14 protein-coding genes are annotated in these 17805 nt (G+C 49.2%); all 14 read right to left on the bottom strand.

Annotated features, from left to right (window positions below; all coding sequences use genetic code 11):
• Window positions 1-50: 50 nt before the first annotated feature.
• On the bottom strand, window positions 51-2402 hold the full coding sequence (locus NST70_RS06685) for a DNA translocase FtsK (RefSeq protein WP_014098514.1): 2352 nt from the start codon (window positions 2400-2402) through the stop codon (window positions 51-53).
• A gap of 121 nt (window positions 2403-2523) precedes the next feature.
• Entirely contained in the window at window positions 2524-2739 is a 216-nt protein-coding gene (locus tag NST70_RS06680; protein ID WP_014098515.1) for a YlzJ-like family protein, read from the bottom strand.
• A complete protein-coding gene (locus NST70_RS06675) occupies window positions 2736-3473 on the bottom strand; it encodes a ClpP family protease (protein WP_014098516.1) in 738 nt (245 codons plus the stop codon). Before NST70_RS06675 ends, NST70_RS06680 begins: the two co-directional genes overlap by 4 nt.
• Window positions 3474-3686: 213 nt before the next feature.
• Window positions 3687-5357, bottom strand: coding sequence for a ribonuclease J (locus tag NST70_RS06670; RefSeq protein ID WP_342476018.1), 1671 nt, complete (start codon window positions 5355-5357; stop codon window positions 3687-3689).
• 620 nt (window positions 5358-5977) lie between these two features.
• A complete protein-coding gene (locus NST70_RS06665; RefSeq protein ID WP_048339784.1) occupies window positions 5978-7393 on the bottom strand; it encodes an ISLre2 family transposase in 1416 nt (471 codons plus the stop codon).
• A 273-nt stretch (window positions 7394-7666) separates the two neighbouring features.
• A complete protein-coding gene (gene dapA / locus NST70_RS06660) occupies window positions 7667-8539 on the bottom strand; it encodes a 4-hydroxy-tetrahydrodipicolinate synthase (protein WP_342476016.1) in 873 nt (290 codons plus the stop codon).
• A 72-nt stretch (window positions 8540-8611) separates the two neighbouring features.
• Window positions 8612-9856: an aspartate kinase gene (gene dapG, locus NST70_RS06655; RefSeq protein ID WP_017551547.1), complete on the bottom strand. Its 1245-nt coding sequence runs from the start codon at window positions 9854-9856 to the stop codon at window positions 8612-8614.
• Between the two features lie 233 nt (window positions 9857-10089).
• The gene (locus tag NST70_RS06650) at window positions 10090-11136 is read right to left on the bottom strand and encodes an aspartate-semialdehyde dehydrogenase (RefSeq protein WP_026104627.1); all 1047 of its coding nucleotides are present in this window, start codon (window positions 11134-11136) and stop codon (window positions 10090-10092) included.
• Between the two features lie 104 nt (window positions 11137-11240).
• The gene (locus NST70_RS06645; protein WP_014095403.1) at window positions 11241-11846 is read right to left on the bottom strand and encodes a dipicolinate synthase subunit B; all 606 of its coding nucleotides are present in this window, start codon (window positions 11844-11846) and stop codon (window positions 11241-11243) included.
• Complete coding sequence (gene dpaA, locus NST70_RS06640; RefSeq protein WP_258435310.1) at window positions 11837-12745, bottom strand: dipicolinic acid synthetase subunit A; 909 nt, start codon at window positions 12743-12745, stop codon at window positions 11837-11839. Before dpaA ends, NST70_RS06645 begins: the two co-directional genes overlap by 10 nt.
• Before the next feature lie 119 nt (window positions 12746-12864).
• Entirely contained in the window at window positions 12865-13110 is a 246-nt protein-coding gene (locus tag NST70_RS06635) for a YlmC/YmxH family sporulation protein (protein ID WP_014095405.1), read from the bottom strand.
• Between the two features lie 66 nt (window positions 13111-13176).
• A complete protein-coding gene (locus tag NST70_RS06630) occupies window positions 13177-14415 on the bottom strand; it encodes a pitrilysin family protein (RefSeq protein ID WP_014095406.1) in 1239 nt (412 codons plus the stop codon).
• Window positions 14416-14439: 24 nt separating this feature from the next.
• Complete coding sequence (locus NST70_RS06625; RefSeq protein ID WP_014095407.1) at window positions 14440-15546, bottom strand: polysaccharide deacetylase family protein; 1107 nt, start codon at window positions 15544-15546, stop codon at window positions 14440-14442.
• Window positions 15546-17660: a polyribonucleotide nucleotidyltransferase gene (gene pnp / locus NST70_RS06620; RefSeq protein ID WP_014095408.1), complete on the bottom strand. Its 2115-nt coding sequence runs from the start codon at window positions 17658-17660 to the stop codon at window positions 15546-15548. Before pnp ends, NST70_RS06625 begins: the two co-directional genes overlap by 1 nt.
• Window positions 17661-17805 lie beyond the last annotated feature (145 nt).

Raw genomic sequence — 17805 nt, 5'->3', positions numbered from 1 at the left:
CGCGGCGTTTTGTGGCCGCTAAGGTGTGCGCAGGTTTTTTCTTTGGCGTGCTATGAGCTCTGTTCTTCTGAAGGTTTCGGGATTAAAACCGCACGCGGCTTGCTGCCTTCATACGGCCCGACAACCCCTCTTGCCTCCATTGCATCAATCAGCCGCGCCGCCCTTGTATAGCCAATCCGGAAACGGCGCTGCAACATGGAGACGGAAGCGGTCTGCATTTCCGAGATTAAGAGAACCGCTTCATCATATAATTCATCGTCGAAATCCGGCTGGTCCTGAGGCTCTTCCGGAATCATCTCTTCCTGGTACTGTGCTTTTTGCTGGGAAATGACGAAATCAACGACTTCTTCAACTTCTTCATCGGAAAGATAAGCGCCCTGGACGCGTACCGGTTTGGAAGCCCCAACCGGCAAAAACAGCATGTCCCCGCGGCCAAGCAGTTTTTCCGCGCCACCCGTATCCAAAATCGTTCTCGAGTCAGTCGCCGAAGACACGGCAAAAGCGATTCTTGACGGGATGTTCGCTTTAATGACACCGGTAATGACATCAACAGACGGCCGTTGCGTGGCAATAATCAGATGAATACCTGCCGCCCGCGCCATTTGCGACAGCCGCGTAATGGAATCTTCCACATCGCCGCTTGCCACCATCATTAAATCGGCAAGCTCATCGATAATGACAACGATATAAGGCAAAAGCGGCTGCTTGTCCCCTGTTTCGATGTTGCTTTTTTTAATATGATCGTTGTATCCTTCGATGTTGCGTGTGCCGGTATGGGAAAAAAGCTCATACCTCCGCTCCATCTCATTCACGACTTTTTTCAGCGCCTGGGAAGCTTTTTTCGGATTGGTCACAACCGGTGCAAGCAAATGCGGGACACCGTTATAAACATTCAATTCGACCATTTTCGGGTCAATCATCATCATTTTCACTTCATGCGGTTTGGCGCGCATTAAGATGCTCGTAATGATCCCGTTAATGCACACGCTTTTCCCGCTCCCCGTTGCGCCGGCCACAAGCAGGTGAGGCATTTTATTCAGCTCTGCGAGTACCGCCTGCCCTGTAATATCCCGGCCCAGCCCGATCTGCAGTTTTGCCTGCGGGTTATTTTCCTTTCCTTCAAGCACTTCCCTGAGCGATACGACCGCGATTTCCTTATTCGGGACTTCGATGCCGATCGCTGATTTTCCCGGGATCGGCGCTTCCATCCGAATATCTTTCGCCGCCAGCGCAAGGGCAATGTCGTCACTTAAACTGACAATCTTGCTGACTTTCACGCCGACATCAGGGTGCACTTCGTATTTTGTAACGGCAGGACCTAAATGCACCTGTGTTACACGCGCCTTAACCCCGAAGCTTTGGAAAGTCCGTTCGAGTTTTGCCGCATTGGCATGGATTGCTTTATATTCGCTGCTCTGGTCCGCTGCCCGCGGCCTATTTAACAGCGTCAGGGGCGGCAATTGATAGTCTTCATTTTCATATTCCGTAAACTGGATCGGAGGCGTATGGTCCTCTTCCGCTTCTGTATCCGGCGTTTCCGGCTGCGCTTCTTCCGCTTGCGGAGCCGTGCCGGCATACTGCTCCGTAAAGCTGGAAATAATCGGGGGAGGCGTTTCCTCGCCTGCCGGTCCGGCATCCCCGTCGCTGACTTCCCCGTCTGCGGAGGCGGATTGCGGCTGCGACGGCGCTTTCTGCCGTTTCTTTTCCTGTTTTTCTTTTTTAGCTTCCCGCCATGCCTGGAACTCTGTTTTCATCTGGTTCCATTGCTTTTTTAAAAACAGCCAGAGCCCTTCCAATGCCTTTTCCACATACGGGCTTACAGGCTTGCCCGTTAAAAGCATCAGAGCGATGAGCGCGAGTAAAACGCAAATGATTTTCGTACCCGCCGAGTCAAATAAAAAATGGGAGGCCGCATACAAAATTGCACCTGCCATGCCGCCGCCGATCTGCGTACTGAAAATATTGCCGTGCACATCCCCGCCGAGCACAAGCTTCCACCAGATCTGCTCTTCCTGATGCCAGATCCTGATCGTATTTTCGACCGCGCTGTTGCCGGACAGTTCATGCGCATTTGCCAATGACCCGATAAGCCGCTCATGGCAGTATAGGAGGGCGCTCGCAAATAATAAATAAAAACCGGTCATGCGGACAGTGAAAAATGCAGGCCATGCCCGTTTAATCATGAGAAAAACGCTGAGCACGACCAGAGAGGCAACCGCAACCCAGTACAGCCGGCCGAAGAAAAACCGGAAGAACAGAATCAGGGTTGTGCCCGTTTTGCCGATATGGTAAAGGGTAAAAATGCCGAGCGTAAGCAGGATAATACCGAGCAGCTCAAACTTTAAATCTATCTTGATTTGTTCAGCAGCTTTTTTTCTTCTGCGCCGCTTTTTTTTCGCCATATAACCACCTTCGATAGTGAAAACGTATTTTTCAGTCTTGCCTGCCGGAACGGGATGCAAGAAAGCAGCCTGTGTGGCTGCTTGTTTTAACATATTATAGCATATTTGCGGCCCGGGTGGTTTACGGTCCGAAATGGCGGATCACATTTCCGGGTGCAAGCTCCGGATTCAGATAGTCGAAAGGATTGGAGCTGAGAATGCGGGTAATCCGGTACCCTTCATCAAGCTGCTCTGCCAGTACCGGCACGCCTTTTACGTTTAACATTTTAATTTTATTCCAGGCGTTTGCATCTTCAGGAAAAATCAGCTCCTGCGGCATCATCGTATAGAGAATCATTGGATCAGCCCCTCTTTCCCTTTTTCATCCCGGTATTTTTCAATGAGGCTGTTTAATTTGCCAAGCGCTTTGCCAATCCCGCCCACTTCATCAATCAAACCGTACTGGACGGCTTCCTGACCGACAATATTGGTGCCGATATCCCTTGTCAAATTCCCTTTCGCAAACATTAAGTCTTTAAAAACCTCTTCTTCCACATGCGAATGCCGCGTCACAAACTTGATCACCCGTTCCTGCATTTTATCCAGATATTCAAACGTTTGCGGGACGCCAATGACAAGGCCTGTGAGCCGGATCGGATGAATCGTCATCGTCGCGGTTTCAGCAATAAAGGAATACGAACAGGATACAGCGATCGGCACGCCGATGGAATGCCCCCCGCCGAGCACAATCGAAACAGTGGGTTTGGAAAGGGAAGCAAGCATTTCGGAAATGGCAAGCCCGGCCTCCACGTCCCCTCCGACCGTGTTCAGAATGACGAGCACCCCTTCAATTTTCGGATTTTGTTCAATCGCCACAAGCTGGGGGATCATATGCTCATACTTTGTCGTTTTATTTTGGGGCGGCAGCTGCAGATGTCCTTCAATCTGGCCGACGATGGCCAGGCAGTGGATATTGGAGTCCTGCCCGAGCTGCGGCACATTTGTCTGGCCGAGCTGCTGGATTTTCTCTACAAGCGCGGATGCCGCATTTCCTTCTTTCGGTTCTTCTTTATTCGGTTGCTGGTCGCTCATTTTTCTAAAACCCCTTTTTGCCTGTAATGTAAGGGCGTGACGCCTTTACGCCTTATTATTTGCATGGAAGGGGTTTTCATACGGAAGCCCCGCGGTTTCCGGAACCGGAAGCGGGGCTTTGCTTTGCATTTTTAATGGTGCACCAGGCGGGCCTTGTGCCGCAATGAGCGCGGGCACGCGGGAACCCCCGCCCCGCCCTCTGTCGTTTAAGCATCAAACTTCCATAATAATTGGCAGGATCATCGGGCGCCTTTTCGTCTGCTCATATAAAAAGGAGCTGAGATGGTCGCGGATCCCCTGTTTAATACTCGTCCAGTCAAAAGCTTCCTGTGACGTGTTCTGCTCCACCACTTCTTTTACGATGTTAGACGAATGGCTGATCAGCTTTTCGGATTCGCGGACATAGACGAACCCGCGCGAGATAATTTCAGGGCCAGCAGCCAGTTTTTTATGCTTTTTATCAAGCGTGACGACGACAACCAATATCCCGTCCTGGCTTAAAAGTTTCCGGTCCCGCAATACAATATTGCCGACATCGCCAACGCCGATTCCGTCAATGAGAATATTGCCGGAAGCAACCCGGCTGCTCGCTTGGAATTTGCCGTGCTTGTATTCCAATACTTCCCCGTTGCTGGAGATGATGACTGACTCTTTCGGCATCCCCGTTTTGTACGCCAGTTTTGCATGGGCATACAGGCTCCTGTATTCCCCCTGGATCGGGACAAAGTATTTGGGCCTCATTAAATCAAGCATCAGCTTTAAATCTTCCTGGCAGCCGTGGCCGGTCACATGAATTTTCCTGTCGCCTGCGTAAACATCGGCTCCTGCACGGTACAGCAGGTCGATCGTTTTCGCCATGAACAGTTCCAGCCCCGGAGACGGCGTTGTGGCAAGGATAACCGTGTCCCCTTTTTGAATATTGACCTGCTTATGGTTCTTTTTCGCCATTTTCTGGAGGACGAGAAACGGTTCCCCTTGGCTCCCTGTTGTCAAAATCGCCAGTTCTTCGTCCCGGTATTTTGAAATTTGTTGCAGCGGTATGATGAGGTCCTCTATCCGGGCCTGCAAGTATCCCAATTTTAATGCAATTTTATATATTTTTTCAAGATAATTTCCGACAAACGCAACTTTGCGGCCGGTAGCAGAAGCCGCATCGAGCACTTGCTGCACCCTGATTAAATTCGAGGCAAAGCTTGCGATAATAATCCGGCCCTTCGCATCGTAGAAAGCATCCGTTATTTCTTCCGCCACAACAGACTCATGGGTCGTGTAGCCTGGATGTTCCGCTTCCGTGCTGTCGGATAGTAACAGCAGCACGCCTTCTTCACCGATTTTCGACATTTTTCCGATTTCTGAACGATAATGCCCGCCCAGTTCCTGGTCAAATTTAAAATCGCCGGTATACACAATATTGCCTTTCGATGTGGAAATGCAAATGCCGACCGAGTCGGGAATGCTGTGCGTTGTTTTGAAAAAGCGAATATCGCAAGCCTCAAAATGGAGAACTGTGTCAGCGTCGATTTCCGTAAAGCGGATATGCTTTTTCACTTTTAGTTCCTTCAATTTTTCTTTCGCCAGCGCGACGGTAAACTTTGTGGCATACACCGGCACGTTCAATTTCATCAGGATATACGGCAGGGCACCAATCGCATCCTCATGCCCGTGTGTCAGGAAAATCCCTTTTATCCGCTGCCTGTTTTCCATTAAATACGTAAAATCCGGGATGACGATATCGATCCCGAGCATTTCGTCTTCCGGCAGCATCAGCCCGGCATCGAGCACAAACAGGTCCTCTCCGGTTTCCACCACGTACATATTCTTTCCGATTTCACCAATTCCTCCTAAAGGAATGACCTTAATGGTTTCGTTTTTTTCCTTACGCAAAATTCTTTTCCTCCCGTGTTGTCTGAAATTCTAGAGCAGGAATCACGTTTCTTTTTGATAGATCGCAAAGGGTTGCCGGATTCCGTCCGATACGGCTTTGCGCATATTCAAGTTTCCGGCATAAAAATAAGCGGCCGGCTCTCCCGCCGCATCCCTTTAAAAACGTCATGCCTTGCATGAGGCGCCCGCACGATCACTTGCACCGTTCCGGTTCTATCGAAAAAGACTTTCTGAGCCCGTAAAAATAAATTGCTGTCCGATCCTTTCTCTTATGTATAGCTTAACCGAAAAGGGTATATCCGGTCAATGAAGAGCGTGTGATAGTATGTGTCAAGTTTTTCTCGACAAGGTTTAAATATCGGGTATTCCAAGACACTCTTTTTGTACACTTTCGGCTACCGTGCTTTACTTGCTCGGTGTAATTTTCGGAAAAGATGTAGTATTTTCGTATAAAGATGGATAACGGGGATGTTGAGGCGCGCGAAATTCACTCGCTTTCCGCGGGCGGCCGGCGAGCCTCCTCGCTCGTACCTCGCTGCGGGGTCTCTCCTGGCTCGCTTTTCCCGCAGGAGTCTCGTAAATTTCGCGCGCCTCAACGATCAGTCCCCACTGAGCCAGGCTTAAAACGAAAGCTCTAATATTTTGCTTAAATGTCCCATTGCCGATGAACTGCTTGAATGCAGGGCAACTGATCCGTGCTTTACGCCCACTGACGGGCGTACAGGCTGCTTGAGTAGTTGAGACATCCTGATGGATTGTTTCAAGTTCCGTTGCTTTCTCTCGCTTCTTGAACGGTGTTTCAGATAGGCTTCTCTCAATGTCCCATTGAGTATGCCTTGTTTGATTTTCACCATGGCTTCTGCGCCAAGTTCACTCCAATGCATGCCCCTTTTTTTCATCCTGAAGGAGATATGCCTTTGATTCGATTCCATCGCTCCTAGGCCTCTCGCACCTTCCGGCACGTTTTTCACCCTGTCTCTCCAGTCAAAAATGCGGTCCCAGTTTTTCAAGATATACGAACGGAATTCCTTGATTTTCTTGAGGGCCTTTTTATCCGTCAAGGTGCTTTCGTGCGTATCCAAATATAACGTGAATTGGTCCAGGTCATGCGTTCTAATCGCTTTTCTAATTTGCTCCTTGATCTCGCTCTTTCCGCCCCCAAATGTCCTTATGATGGCTTGTGCAACGTGGTAGGTATCCAGCTGGTTGAGCACCGGAAATTCCGACTGTGAGAATGCTGTTTGAAACCGTTCAGCTGTGTACCCAGCACCTCCATCACTGTTTGTAATGACATGCGCTTTTTCGAGGGAATAGGTGTTGGCAGCTGTGGCTTGGACTTCATCCCAAAATGTCTGAATGTCTTCCGTCGTCATGATGACTGTGGGCTGACGCAGGGAGACCCTTTTTCCATTGGTTTCCCATCCCTCATAGAGAATGGCGTGGTGGACTTCCATACTCTGTTTCTTTTTTAGTCCCCGAACGAATACACCATCTGCTTCAGAAAACAGGTAGTCTACCTTCTTCCCCTCAGGCAGGGAAACAGCTATTTCTAGCTCTTCTACAAGTGCCTTATCGGCTTCCGCCTGAGTTTTCCCTACGTGTTTTACCATGTTCCCTACAGTTGTGTGACTAAGACTCACTGCTGTCCACTCTTTTAAAATATCAGCTACTTCCCGATAGGTGTTCTCACTTGCCAACTCTGCCACCTTTAATTCCACTAACGGGCTGTATCGTTGGTGTGGTACCAGCCCTAACCATTCATCCAGAGGATAATGTGAGTTCCCTCTCTTATCACGCATTAATGAACGTTTAAAAGTCACACTTCCAAATAGAAACTGAACGCTTCTGTTATCACTCCGGCAGTACACCCAGCCCTCCTCTAACTTCTCCTGTTTAATTGTTTTATCTAACTCTTCAAATATTTCCCCAACCCATTGTGTAAAAGCCTTCTGCATCAGAAGTTTAAGCTGTTCTTCAAATTCGATAAGACTCTTTGTATCCTTTAATAATCCAGCAATTATTGATATAATATCCATGGGAAGACCTCTCTCTCTAGATGTTCATCTTGAAGTGTACAATTAGATGATAGAGCGTCTTCCCATTTTTTTCCACTCATTTGCCCCTTCGAGTAAAATTTTACACATACCGTGTGATATTTCTATCGACAAATGCTGCCCATTTCCGCTATCTGCTGTTTGCCGGAAGATTCGCAGAAACGGGGCCTGTTTTCCTTTCCCGAAGCCGGTATGGGATCACTTAAGCAAAAGAAAACGGCCCTGTCCGTTTTTCCGGAAGGGCCGTTTTTTTGCTTAAAGATCGCCAAGCAGGCGGTGAATGGTTTCCCGTTCTTCTTTTGTTAACGGAACGAGCGGGAGGCGGACGCCGCCGACATCCATCCCTTTTAATTGCAAAGCGGTTTTGACCGGTGCCGGATTAGGCGCCATAAACAGGCCGCGCATCAATGGAAGCAGCTTTTGATGCAGTTTTGCCGCTTTTGTTACATCCCCGGCAAAAAAGGCTTGCACCATTTCCTGTAGGGCCGGGCCGGCAACATGGGAAGCAACCGAAATCACACCCGCCCCACCGATTGAAAGCACGGGAATTGTCAGGCCGTCATCCCCGCTGTACAATTCAAAATCATCCGGCGTACGGGCAATAATTTGCGCCATCGCATCCAAATCCCCGCTTGCTTCTTTAACCGCAACGATATTCGGGATTTTGGAAAGTTCGATGATCGTTTCCGGTTCAATATTGACAGCCGACCGGCCAGGAATGTTGTAAATGACAACCGGGAGGCTCGTGGATTCCGCAATCGCTTTGAAATGGGCATACATGCCAGCCTGGTTCGGCTTGTTATAATACGGGCCGACAGCCATAACGGCATCCACGCCGCATGATTCCGCACGCTTCGTCAATTCGATCGAAGCATACGTATTGTTGCTCCCTGTTCCGGCAATGACCGGCACCCGCCCGTCTGACGTTTTCACAACCTGCTTGAACAGCGCGGTTTTTTCCTCAGGCGAAAGTGTCGGGGATTCCCCCGTTGTTCCCGCAACAACCAAAGATTCTGTTCCGTTTTCAATTAAATAATCAACCAGCTTTGCCGCCTTTTGCAAATCCAGATTCCCTTTATGGTCAAAAGGCGTCACCATTGCCGTTGAAACTTTTCCGAAACGACTCATACTTACACTCCTCATCCTGCCGGGTTTTGCAAGTTGCAAGATGAAAACGCCCGGCAGAAAATCTTTCATTTTTTACGCATGAATTTCATACGTTTCCGTTTCGCTTTCTAAATTAAAGGCATCATGAAGGGCATTGACCGCTGTAACCAGATCTTCCTGCTTCACCAGCACCCAGATGGTTGTATGGCTGTCAGCAGACTGTAAAATCCGGATCCCTTTTTCGGAAAGCGCCGACACGATTTTATACGTGATACCCGGCACGCCCGCAATCCCGGCGCCGACAATCGATACTTTGGCGCAGTTCCGTTCAATTACCGGTTCATGCCCCAGTTTTTTCAGCACCGCTTCAGCCCGGTTTGCCACCTCTCCTGAAACCGTGTAGACAACGCTTGTCGGGGAAATATTGATAAAATCGACACTGATATTTTCAGCAGCCATCGCTTTAAACACAACCGTCTGCAAATCATACTGCCCGTCTTTTGCATATACTTTGATCTGTGAAACATTCGGTACATGCGCAATTCCGGTAACAGTGCGTTCTTTTATATCGGTCCCGAGTTTCTGACGGTGGCTTAAAGATGTGACAAGCGTACCGATATCGTCGGAATAAGTGGACCGGATGCGGATCGGCACTTTCGACTGCATCGCGATTTCAACGGCGCGCGGATGGATCACTTTTGCGCCCTGATAAGCCATATTGCAGACCTCGTTATACGTGACAACCTGAAGCTTCCGCGCATTTTCAGCAATTCGCGGATCAGCTGTCATGATGCCTTCCACATCGGTAAAAATATCAATCCACTCCGCCTGAAGCGCAGCACCGAGCGCCGCAGCGGATGTGTCACTGCCCCCGCGTCCGAGCGTGGTGACGTCCCCGTTTTTTGCGGCTCCTTGAAATCCTGCAACGACGACAACATCGTGCAGTTTCAGTTCACGCAGGACACGGTCGCACTTCATGTCCGTGATTTTCGCATTGGTATGCTCCGCGTTCGTGTGGAAACCGGCTTGCGCGCCGGTCAGGGCACACGCACTGATGCCGTGTGCGTTTAACATATTGGCAAACACAAGGCTGGAGATGATTTCGCCGGTTGACAACAGCAAATCCTGCTCACGCCTGCTTAAACAGGTGTCGGATCCGCCAACGAGTGACAGGAGCGTATCTGTTGCATACGGTTCCCCTTTGCGGCCCATCGCCGAAACGACGGCAACCACCTTATAGCCTTCTTCCAGCGCTTTTTCTACATGATGTTTGGCATGCATTCTTGCATCATGATCCCGTACGGATGTGCCGCCGAATTTTTGGACAACGATTTTCAATGAAGAACACCTCTGTTATGAACTGATAAATAAGAACAGTGATTCCGGTAACGTGCGGGCTTTTCCGGCCGTTTTTAAACCGTTCCCTTCCCGACCGGAAAGGAAACGGCATACGTGTCCATAAAATATATCAGGAAATGGAACCCTCTCCGATACCGGATTCCGGCATAACTTTTCTTTCCCTATATCTTATCACCAATATTGCAAAAAGGTCAGCCTAAATTGTCCCCAAATCAGATGAGACCCATCCTGATCAGGCTTTCCGCAATCTGGATGGAATTTGAGGCAGCGCCTTTCAGCAAATTGTCGGAAACAACCCACATATGGAATCCGTTGTCTTCATCCGGGTCTTTGCGGATCCGCCCGACAAATGTGTCATACTTGCCGACCGCATTGACGGCCATCGGGTAAATCTGTTCTTCGGGGCGGTCTTCCAGTACAACACCAGGTGCAGACGCGAGCACTTCCCGGATCTGCCCAGCATTTATGCCGTCCTTTTCGGTTTCAAAATAAACCGATTCCGAGTGGCCGGTTGCAACCGGAATCCGGACGCATGTGGCGGAAACTTTTAATTCCGGCATATGCATGATTTTTTTCGTTTCGTTGATCATTTTCATTTCTTCAAATGTAAAGCCGTTGTCCGTAAACACATCGATTTGCGGGATGGCATTAAACGCAATCTGGTAATGCTTTTTGTCACCTTTTACCGGCAGTACATGCGGCTCGTAAGTCTGCCCTTCAAGCAACGCCTTCGTCTCGTCGTTCAGCTCCTGGATGGCAGCCGCGCCCGAACCGGAGACAGCCTGGTACGTGGAAACGAGCACCCGCTTCAGGCCGAAATTTTTGCGGACGGGTTCCAACGCAACAACCATCTGGATCGTCGAGCAGTTCGGATTGGCGATGATGCCGTTATGTTTTTGAATGTCTTCTTCGTTTACTTCCGGGACCACAAGCGGCACTTCTGGGTCCATGCGGAAGGCGCTCGTATTGTCAATGACAATTGCCCCGCGTTTCACCGCTTCCGGCGCAAACTTTTTCGACACGCTCCCGCCTGCGCTGAAAAGGGCGATATCCACTCCTTCAAAGCTTTCCGGCACCGCTTCTTGGACCGTAATTTCTTCCCCGTTTACCGTTATTTTTTTGCCGGCGGAACGCGAAGATGACAGCAGCGTCAATTTGTTATACGGAAATTTGCGGTTTACCAAAGTTTTAATCATTTGCTGGCCGACAGCGCCGGTTGCCCCGACAACAGCTACGTGATAACCTGATGTGTTTGCCATTGGCGTATTCCCCTTCCAATTCCAAAACCAAATTCATTTTTATAGCTATTATTGTATCACAAGTCTTCCGGCACCGTGTGTATTTTTTTAATTTTAAATCGGTTTCAATTTGATTTTCCGTCGCGGAAACGTTCGACAATGACAGGCTGGATTTGTTTCCCCTCGAGTGCAAGCGAAACCGTATCGACAAGGGCAGTCATTCTCGCCACCATTGAATTCGGTTTGTTGACCGGGTCGTCCTGCCCGTACGGAATAAAATAGATGTTTTTCGTTGCCATCAGCCGCATCAAATTCACGCCGTTTAATCCGAGCGCATCATTGGTCGAAATGCCGAGCACAACCGGTTTCAAATTGCGGAGCGTCGCTTTTGCCGCCATTAGCACTGGGGAATCAGTGAGTGCATTAGCCAGCTTGCTCATCGTAAATCCGGTCAGGGGCGCAATCACCATGCAGTCAAGCGGCAAGGTTGGCCCGAGCGGCTCGGCTTCAACAATCGAATCAATCGCTTTTTGCCCGGTGCATTTTTCGATTTTTTCCACCCATTCCGAGCCTTTGCCGAATCTTGTATCCGTCGTTTTCACTGTGTGCGTGACAACCGGGATGACTTCTGCCCCCAATGCCACGAGCTTTTCAATTTCAGGAAAAACAGCCGCGTAAGTGCAATGGGAGCCGGTTAAGCCGAAGCCGATTCTTTTACCCTTTACATCCATGGCGATGACCCCTTTCTTTTTAAAACGTCTTCTTCAATCAGCCGGCCGAGCACATTTCCGAGTATCCGCCCAGCTGTTTTTGGCGCGACAATGCCGGGCAGGCTCGGTGCCAGCATCGCTTTAATGCCGCGCTTTTCGGCATATCGGAAATCCGTCCCGCCCGGTTTGGAGGCAATATCCAGAATGAGCGTATGCGAAGGCATCTTTTGGATAACGGATGCATTGACGATCAAGTGTGGAACCGTATTAATGCAGATGTCAATGTCTTTTACTTCCTGTTCAAGATCGTTTAAATGAAAAGGCGCAAGTCCCATCTCCGTTATCCTCGCAAGATGTTCGCTTTTTCTCGCGCCGACTTTCACCTTCGCACCGAGATAGTGGAAAGCACGGGCAACGCTCATTCCGACCCTGCCAAGGCCGAGGACGGCAACGTTTGAGCCGTGAATCGTAAATTCCGTGTTCTGGATGGCCATCATGATCGTTCCTTCAACGGTCGGAATCGAATTATAGATGGCCACATCGTCCCGTTCGAATAGTTTCACAAGGCGGCGGCCCGCTTTTTTCGCAATTTGTTCCAAATAAGGATTACTGATGCCGGTATAGATTGTAAAATAAGGCGGCGTTTCAGCCAGCATATCACCGGTCAGCACAACTTCTTCGTTTGAAAAAATCAAATCGATTTTCCCGTCATCCGCTGTCCCGGTAATCGGCAAAATGACGCAATCCATTTCCGAAAACCGGATATCTTTAAATTTTTCTTTCGTGACGCCGGAATACACAAAATCAAGCTGTTCAAATCCGATCAATGAAATTTTCGCATCGAGATCCGCAAGTTTCCGGATCACTTCCAATTGGCGCGCATCTCCGCCTATGATGGCAATTTGGACGCCGGTCAACAAATGCCTCACCTTCTTTTCCATGTGCATGGGGAATTCCCCATATCTTATGGCGGCAGCATGTTTTTTGTGAAAAAAGGCAAAGAAAAATGCCGGAATACCCGGCATGCTTCTTTGCCTTTTTAATAGCTGTACTGGTTTTCAGGCACTTCCAAAATCATCATATCGGCCCCAATCGTTCTGATCCGGTTCCACGGGACGCGGATCTCGTTCGCCTGTTTTTTAAACCGCCTTCCGACCGGGATGATCAGGGCCTCCACTTTTCCGCTCGCTTCATCAATTTCAAGGTCCGTTGCGCCCAATACCCCGAGCCGTTCCGCTTTTTTAAAATCGACCATTTCTTTTCCGCTGAGTTCGCTGAGCCGCATATTCCCCCTTCTTTCTCTCATGGACTGATTCCATTTTATGCGGGGGATGGAAAAGATATGCCGTCTTTAAGACAACCGCTCCGGCAATTTTCCGTCCGGGCTGATTAAAGATGCCGAATACGGTTTGGAGAAAATCTCCCTCGCACAAGCATTGACTTTTTCCACGGTGACACGGTCGATTTCCTCGAGCATTTCATCAAGCGAACGGTGCTTCTTTAATAACAGTTCGTTCTTTCCGTTCCGGCTCATGCGGCTGTTCGTGCTTTCCAGGCTGAGCATGAGGTTCCCTTTTAACTGTTCCTTGCAGTTTCGCACTTCTTTTTCTGTTACCCCTTTTGCTTTCAGCGTCTGCAGCGTCTCCTGCACCGTCTCAAACAGCTCGTCCAATTGGGAGGCGCCCGTTCCGCCGTAAATCGTTAAAATGCCGCTGTCCTTATAGGCGGTATGGTAGGAATACACCGAATATGCAAGCCCCCGCTGTTCCCGCACATTTTGGAAAAGGCGGGAGGACATGCTGCCGCCTAATATATTATTCAGGACAATCAGCTCATAAATATCGTCACTGCCGATTTTCTTCCCCTCAAATCCGAGGCAGAGATGGGCCTGTTCTGTTTCTTTTTTGCGCGCAAGGTCATTCGTATGAAAAACGGCCGTTTCGCCGCCTGTCTCTTCCTTCCCGCCTTCATAGGAACCGAACAACGCTTCAATCTCCTTTACGAAAGACGGCAGCACATTGCCGGCAACGGAGACGACAACGCGGTCAGGGGTATACATATCATATACATATTGATGGAGATCGTCGCTCGTAAACGATGCAAGCGTTTCTTCCGTCCCTAAAATCGGATAGCCGAGCGGATGGTTTTCATAAATGGCCTTGCCAAGCAAATCGTGGACAATATCGTCCGGCGTATCTTCATACATTTTGATTTCTTCATTGACAACGCTTTTTTCGCGTTCCATTTCATCTTCTGAAAAAGTGGAGTGGAAAAACATGTCCGACAGAATTTCAAGCGCGAGCGGTGCATGCGTGTCGAGCACTTTCGCATAAAAGCATGTATATTCTTTCGACGTAAAAGCATTCACCTGGCCGCCAATGGCATCAAAGGCCTCGGCAATGTCTTTTGCGCTCCTTTTTTCCGTCCCTTTGAAAAACATATGCTCAAGAAAATGGGAAATGCCATTGTTTTTTTCATTTTCATTTCTCGAACCGGTGCCGATCCAAATGCCGATCGCAACCGAACGGACAGTTGGAATTTCTTCCAGTACAATCCTCAAGCCGTTATGGCAAGTATATTTTTGTATCATGTTGTGCCTCCTCGCAGTCTCATTTCACTCTGTGCCGTCTTTTGTATCAGCGGGATCCTTTTCGCTGTTTAAAAATGTTCCGTCCTCATTTTTAATGATTCTTTCCTCATCGAGCAATTTTGAAACGGTTCCGACTTGTAAATTTTTCTTTTCCAGCCTGGCAATCAACGGTTCCAACGCTTTCGCTGTAGAAGCGGTCGGATGCATTAAAATAAGCGAACCGCCCTGTGCTTTCGCAGTCACGCGCTCTACAATCGTCTCCGGGGAGGGGTTCTGCCAGTCGACCGTATCGACCGTCCACATGATCGTTTCCATTCCCATTGATTTTGCGATGCTTACCGCTTCATCCCGGTAACTGCCGCTTGGCGGGGCAAACCACTTCACTTTTTCTTCCGTAATCGCTTCAAGCACCCGGTTTGTCTTCACCAGCTGGCTTTTGATCTTTGATTCCGGCAAAGTGCTAAAATCGGGGTGGGTATAGGAATGGTTCCCGGTTTCATGCCCGCCGCTTACAATCATGCGGGCAAGCTCAGGGTTTTCTTTTGCCCATCGCCCCTCTAAGAAAAAGGTAGCATGAAGATGATGCTTTTTTAAAGTTTTTAGCATATCCGGCAAATATTCATTCCCCCATGCGACATTGATTAAAAAAGCAACCATTGGTTTATCCGGATTTCCCGTATAGACGGGGGCCGGGTCCAGATCTTTAAGGTGGACGGCAGGGGGAATTTGTTTAAATACCAGTTTGCGTTCGTCGTAACGGCCGTCCTGTTTCATTTTCGAGTAAGAAGCTTTTTTGTCCACTTCCACCCCGTTATAGCCGGGGATCGCCTTCCAAACCCTGTCAATCTTGGCATTTTCCGGCGGACGGTAAAACCGTTCTGCAGCCTGTTCAATTTTTTCCTGAAGCTCGTTCTCTTTTGTGCTAAAGGCGGCCCGCTCCTGCAAATACCGGGTGGAAAGCGGATTTCCCGCAAGCAACAATGCTAGAATAGCAATCAAGCCAAGCGCAATCAAGCGTTTTGCTTTATTCACGTTATTTTCCCCCTTCTTTAAAAAAAGTATGAAAAGGGAAAGGGGCATAGAACGGGCGCGCGGGACAAATAAAAAAAGCCAGGGCTCCCTGACTTTCATCACGATTTATTTTCTTTTTTTTGCTGCTCCTTTAAAACAGCTTTGCGGGAAAGGTTGATGCGCCCGTGGCTGTCAATATCCGTCACTTTGACCAGAATTTCATCGCCGATTTTGACAACATCTTCGACTTTCCGGACGCGTTCTTCGGCGAGTTCGGAAATGTGGACAAGGCCGTCTTTGCCGTTAAAGATTTCCACAAAAGCGCCAAATTTTTCGATCCGTTTTACTTTACCGAGATAAACCTTGCCGACTTCGACTTCCCGGACAATATCCTCAATCAATTTCTTCGCTTTGTTGTTTGCCTCTTCGTCCGTCGAAGAAATAAAGATGGTGCCATCCTGTTCAATGTCAATTTTCACGCCGGTTTCGTCAATGATTTTATTGATTTGTTTACCGCTTGGCCCGATGACGTCGCGGATTTTATCCGGATGAATGGTCATCGTTAAAATCTTCGGCGCATAGACGGACAAATGGTCACGTGTTTTCGAAATCGTCGACATCATATGGTCGAGAATCTGCATTCTGCCCTTTCTCGCCTGCTGCAACGCTTCTTCCAGTATCTCCCTTGACAGTCCTGCAATTTTAATATCCATTTGCAGCGCGGTGACGCCCTTCGACGTGCCGGCCACTTTAAAGTCCATATCGCCGAGATGGTCTTCCATGCCCTGGATATCGGTTAAAATCGTATAATGTTCGCCGGATTTCACAAGCCCCATCGCAATCCCAGCAACCGGCGCTTTAATCGGAATGCCGGCATCCATCATGGCAAGGGTGGATGCGCAAATGCTTGCCTGTGAAGTGGAGCCGTTCGATTCGAGCACCTCGGATACAAGCCGGATCGTGTACGGAAATTCTTTTTCATCCGGAATGACCGGTTCCAGCGCACGTTCACCCAGTGCCCCGTGCCCGATTTCGCGGCGGCCCGGCCCTCTCATTGGCCCGGTTTCCCCGACGCTGAATGAAGGGAAATTGTAATGGTGCATAAACCGTTTTGACTCTTCAATGCCGAGCCCGTCCAAAATTTGCACGTCGCCTAAAGCGCCTAACGTACAAATGCTTAAAGCCTGTGTTTGCCCGCGGGTAAACAACCCGGAACCGTGCGTGCGCGGCAAAACCCCGACTTCGGAGGAAAGCGGCCGGATTTCATCGATTTTGCGGCCGTCCGGGCGAATTTTATCGACCGTGATCAGCTTGCGGACTTCTTCTTTTTCAATATCGTGCAAAATTTGTTTAACCTGCTTGACCGTTTCTTCATCGGCTTCTTCTGCTTCAAATTGGGCAAGCACCTCATCGCCCACTTTTCTGATCGCTTCTTCGCGCGCTTTCTTCTCATGAACCTGGATGGCTTCAATCATTTTTTTCCGGCACATGCCGCTGACTTTTTCCACCAGTTCTTCGTCAAGTTCGAACAATTCGACAGCCATTTTCTCTTTTCCGATTTCTGCCACAATTTTTTCCTGGAAAGCAATCAGGCGCTTGATTTCCTCATGCCCGAACATGATCGCTTCAAGCATCACTTCTTCCGGCACTTCTTTCGCACCCGCTTCAACCATATTAATGGCGTCTTTTGTGCCGGCAACGGTTAAATGGATGTCGCTTTTTTCCATCTGTTCCACGGTCGGGTTGATGAGGAACTTGCCGTCCACCCTTCCGACGATGACGCCGGCAATCGGGCCTTCAAACGGAATATCGGAGACGGAAAGTGCGAGCGAAGACCCGAGCATCGCGGCCATTTCCGGCGTGCAGTCCTGGTCGACGCTCATGACCATACTGACAACCTGCACTTCATTGCGGAAGCCGTCGGCAAAGAGCGGGCGGATCGGCCTGTCAATCAGCCGACTTGACAAAATGGCTTTTTCGCTCGGGCGCCCTTCTCTTTTGATAAAGCCGCCCGGAATTTTCCCGACAGCATATAGCCGTTCCTCATAATTTACGGTCAGTGGAAAAAAGTCCACATTTTTCGGTTCTTTAGAAGCGGTTGCTGTACTGAGGACAGCCGTTTCGCCGTAACGGACGAGTGCAGCACCGTTTGCCTGTTTTGCGAGCTGGCCGATCTCCACGGTGAGCGGGCGGCCGGCCCAATCTATCGTATAGGTATGTTTATCCTGTACCATACAGATGAAAATCTCCTTTCTTTTTGCCTATATTGTTTCACATTTATGCAAAGATAAGCACGGGTAATGATTCAAAAACGAATCAACCGTTTGCTATGTATGTACAAGCCGCGCCAGGTCAGTGCGAAAACCCGGCGGCAATTTG

It is taken from the genome of Weizmannia sp. FSL K6-0777 (assembly GCF_038593185.1).
GTDB lineage: Bacteria > Bacillota > Bacilli > Bacillales > Bacillaceae_C > Weizmannia > Weizmannia faecalis.
Note: the sequence above shows the minus strand (reverse complement) of the source record. Positions and strands in the feature narration are given on the sequence as shown.

What these genes read in the sequence shown, in the direction of transcription:
- NST70_RS06680 (WP_014098515.1), bottom strand. Translation starts at nt 2,739, where the DNA reads ATGATTCTCTATACGATGATGCCGCAGGAGCTGATTTTTCCTGAAGAT.
- NST70_RS06635 (WP_014095405.1), bottom strand. Translation starts at nt 13,110, where the DNA reads ATGCGGCTCAGCGAACTCAGCGGAAAAGAAATGGTCGATTTTAAAAAA.
- dapA (WP_342476016.1), bottom strand. Translation starts at nt 8,539, where the DNA reads ATGAGTCGTTTCGGAAAAGTTTCAACGGCAATGGTGACGCCTTTTGAC.
- NST70_RS06625 (WP_014095407.1), bottom strand. Translation starts at nt 15,546, where the DNA reads ATGAAAGTCAGGGAGCCCTGGCTTTTTTTATTTGTCCCGCGCGCCCGT.
- NST70_RS06650 (WP_026104627.1), bottom strand. Translation starts at nt 11,136, where the DNA reads ATGGCAAACACATCAGGTTATCACGTAGCTGTTGTCGGGGCAACCGGC.
- NST70_RS06665 (WP_048339784.1), bottom strand. Translation starts at nt 7,393, where the DNA reads ATGGATATTATATCAATAATTGCTGGATTATTAAAGGATACAAAGAGT.
- NST70_RS06675 (WP_014098516.1), bottom strand. Translation starts at nt 3,473, where the DNA reads ATGAGCGACCAGCAACCGAATAAAGAAGAACCGAAAGAAGGAAATGCG.
- NST70_RS06645 (WP_014095403.1), bottom strand. Translation starts at nt 11,846, where the DNA reads ATGGATGTAAAGGGTAAAAGAATCGGCTTCGGCTTAACCGGCTCCCAT.
- NST70_RS06685 (WP_014098514.1), bottom strand. Translation starts at nt 2,402, where the DNA reads ATGGCGAAAAAAAAGCGGCGCAGAAGAAAAAAAGCTGCTGAACAAATC.
- pnp (WP_014095408.1), bottom strand. Translation starts at nt 17,660, where the DNA reads ATGGTACAGGATAAACATACCTATACGATAGATTGGGCCGGCCGCCCG.
- NST70_RS06630 (WP_014095406.1), bottom strand. Translation starts at nt 14,415, where the DNA reads ATGATACAAAAATATACTTGCCATAACGGCTTGAGGATTGTACTGGAA.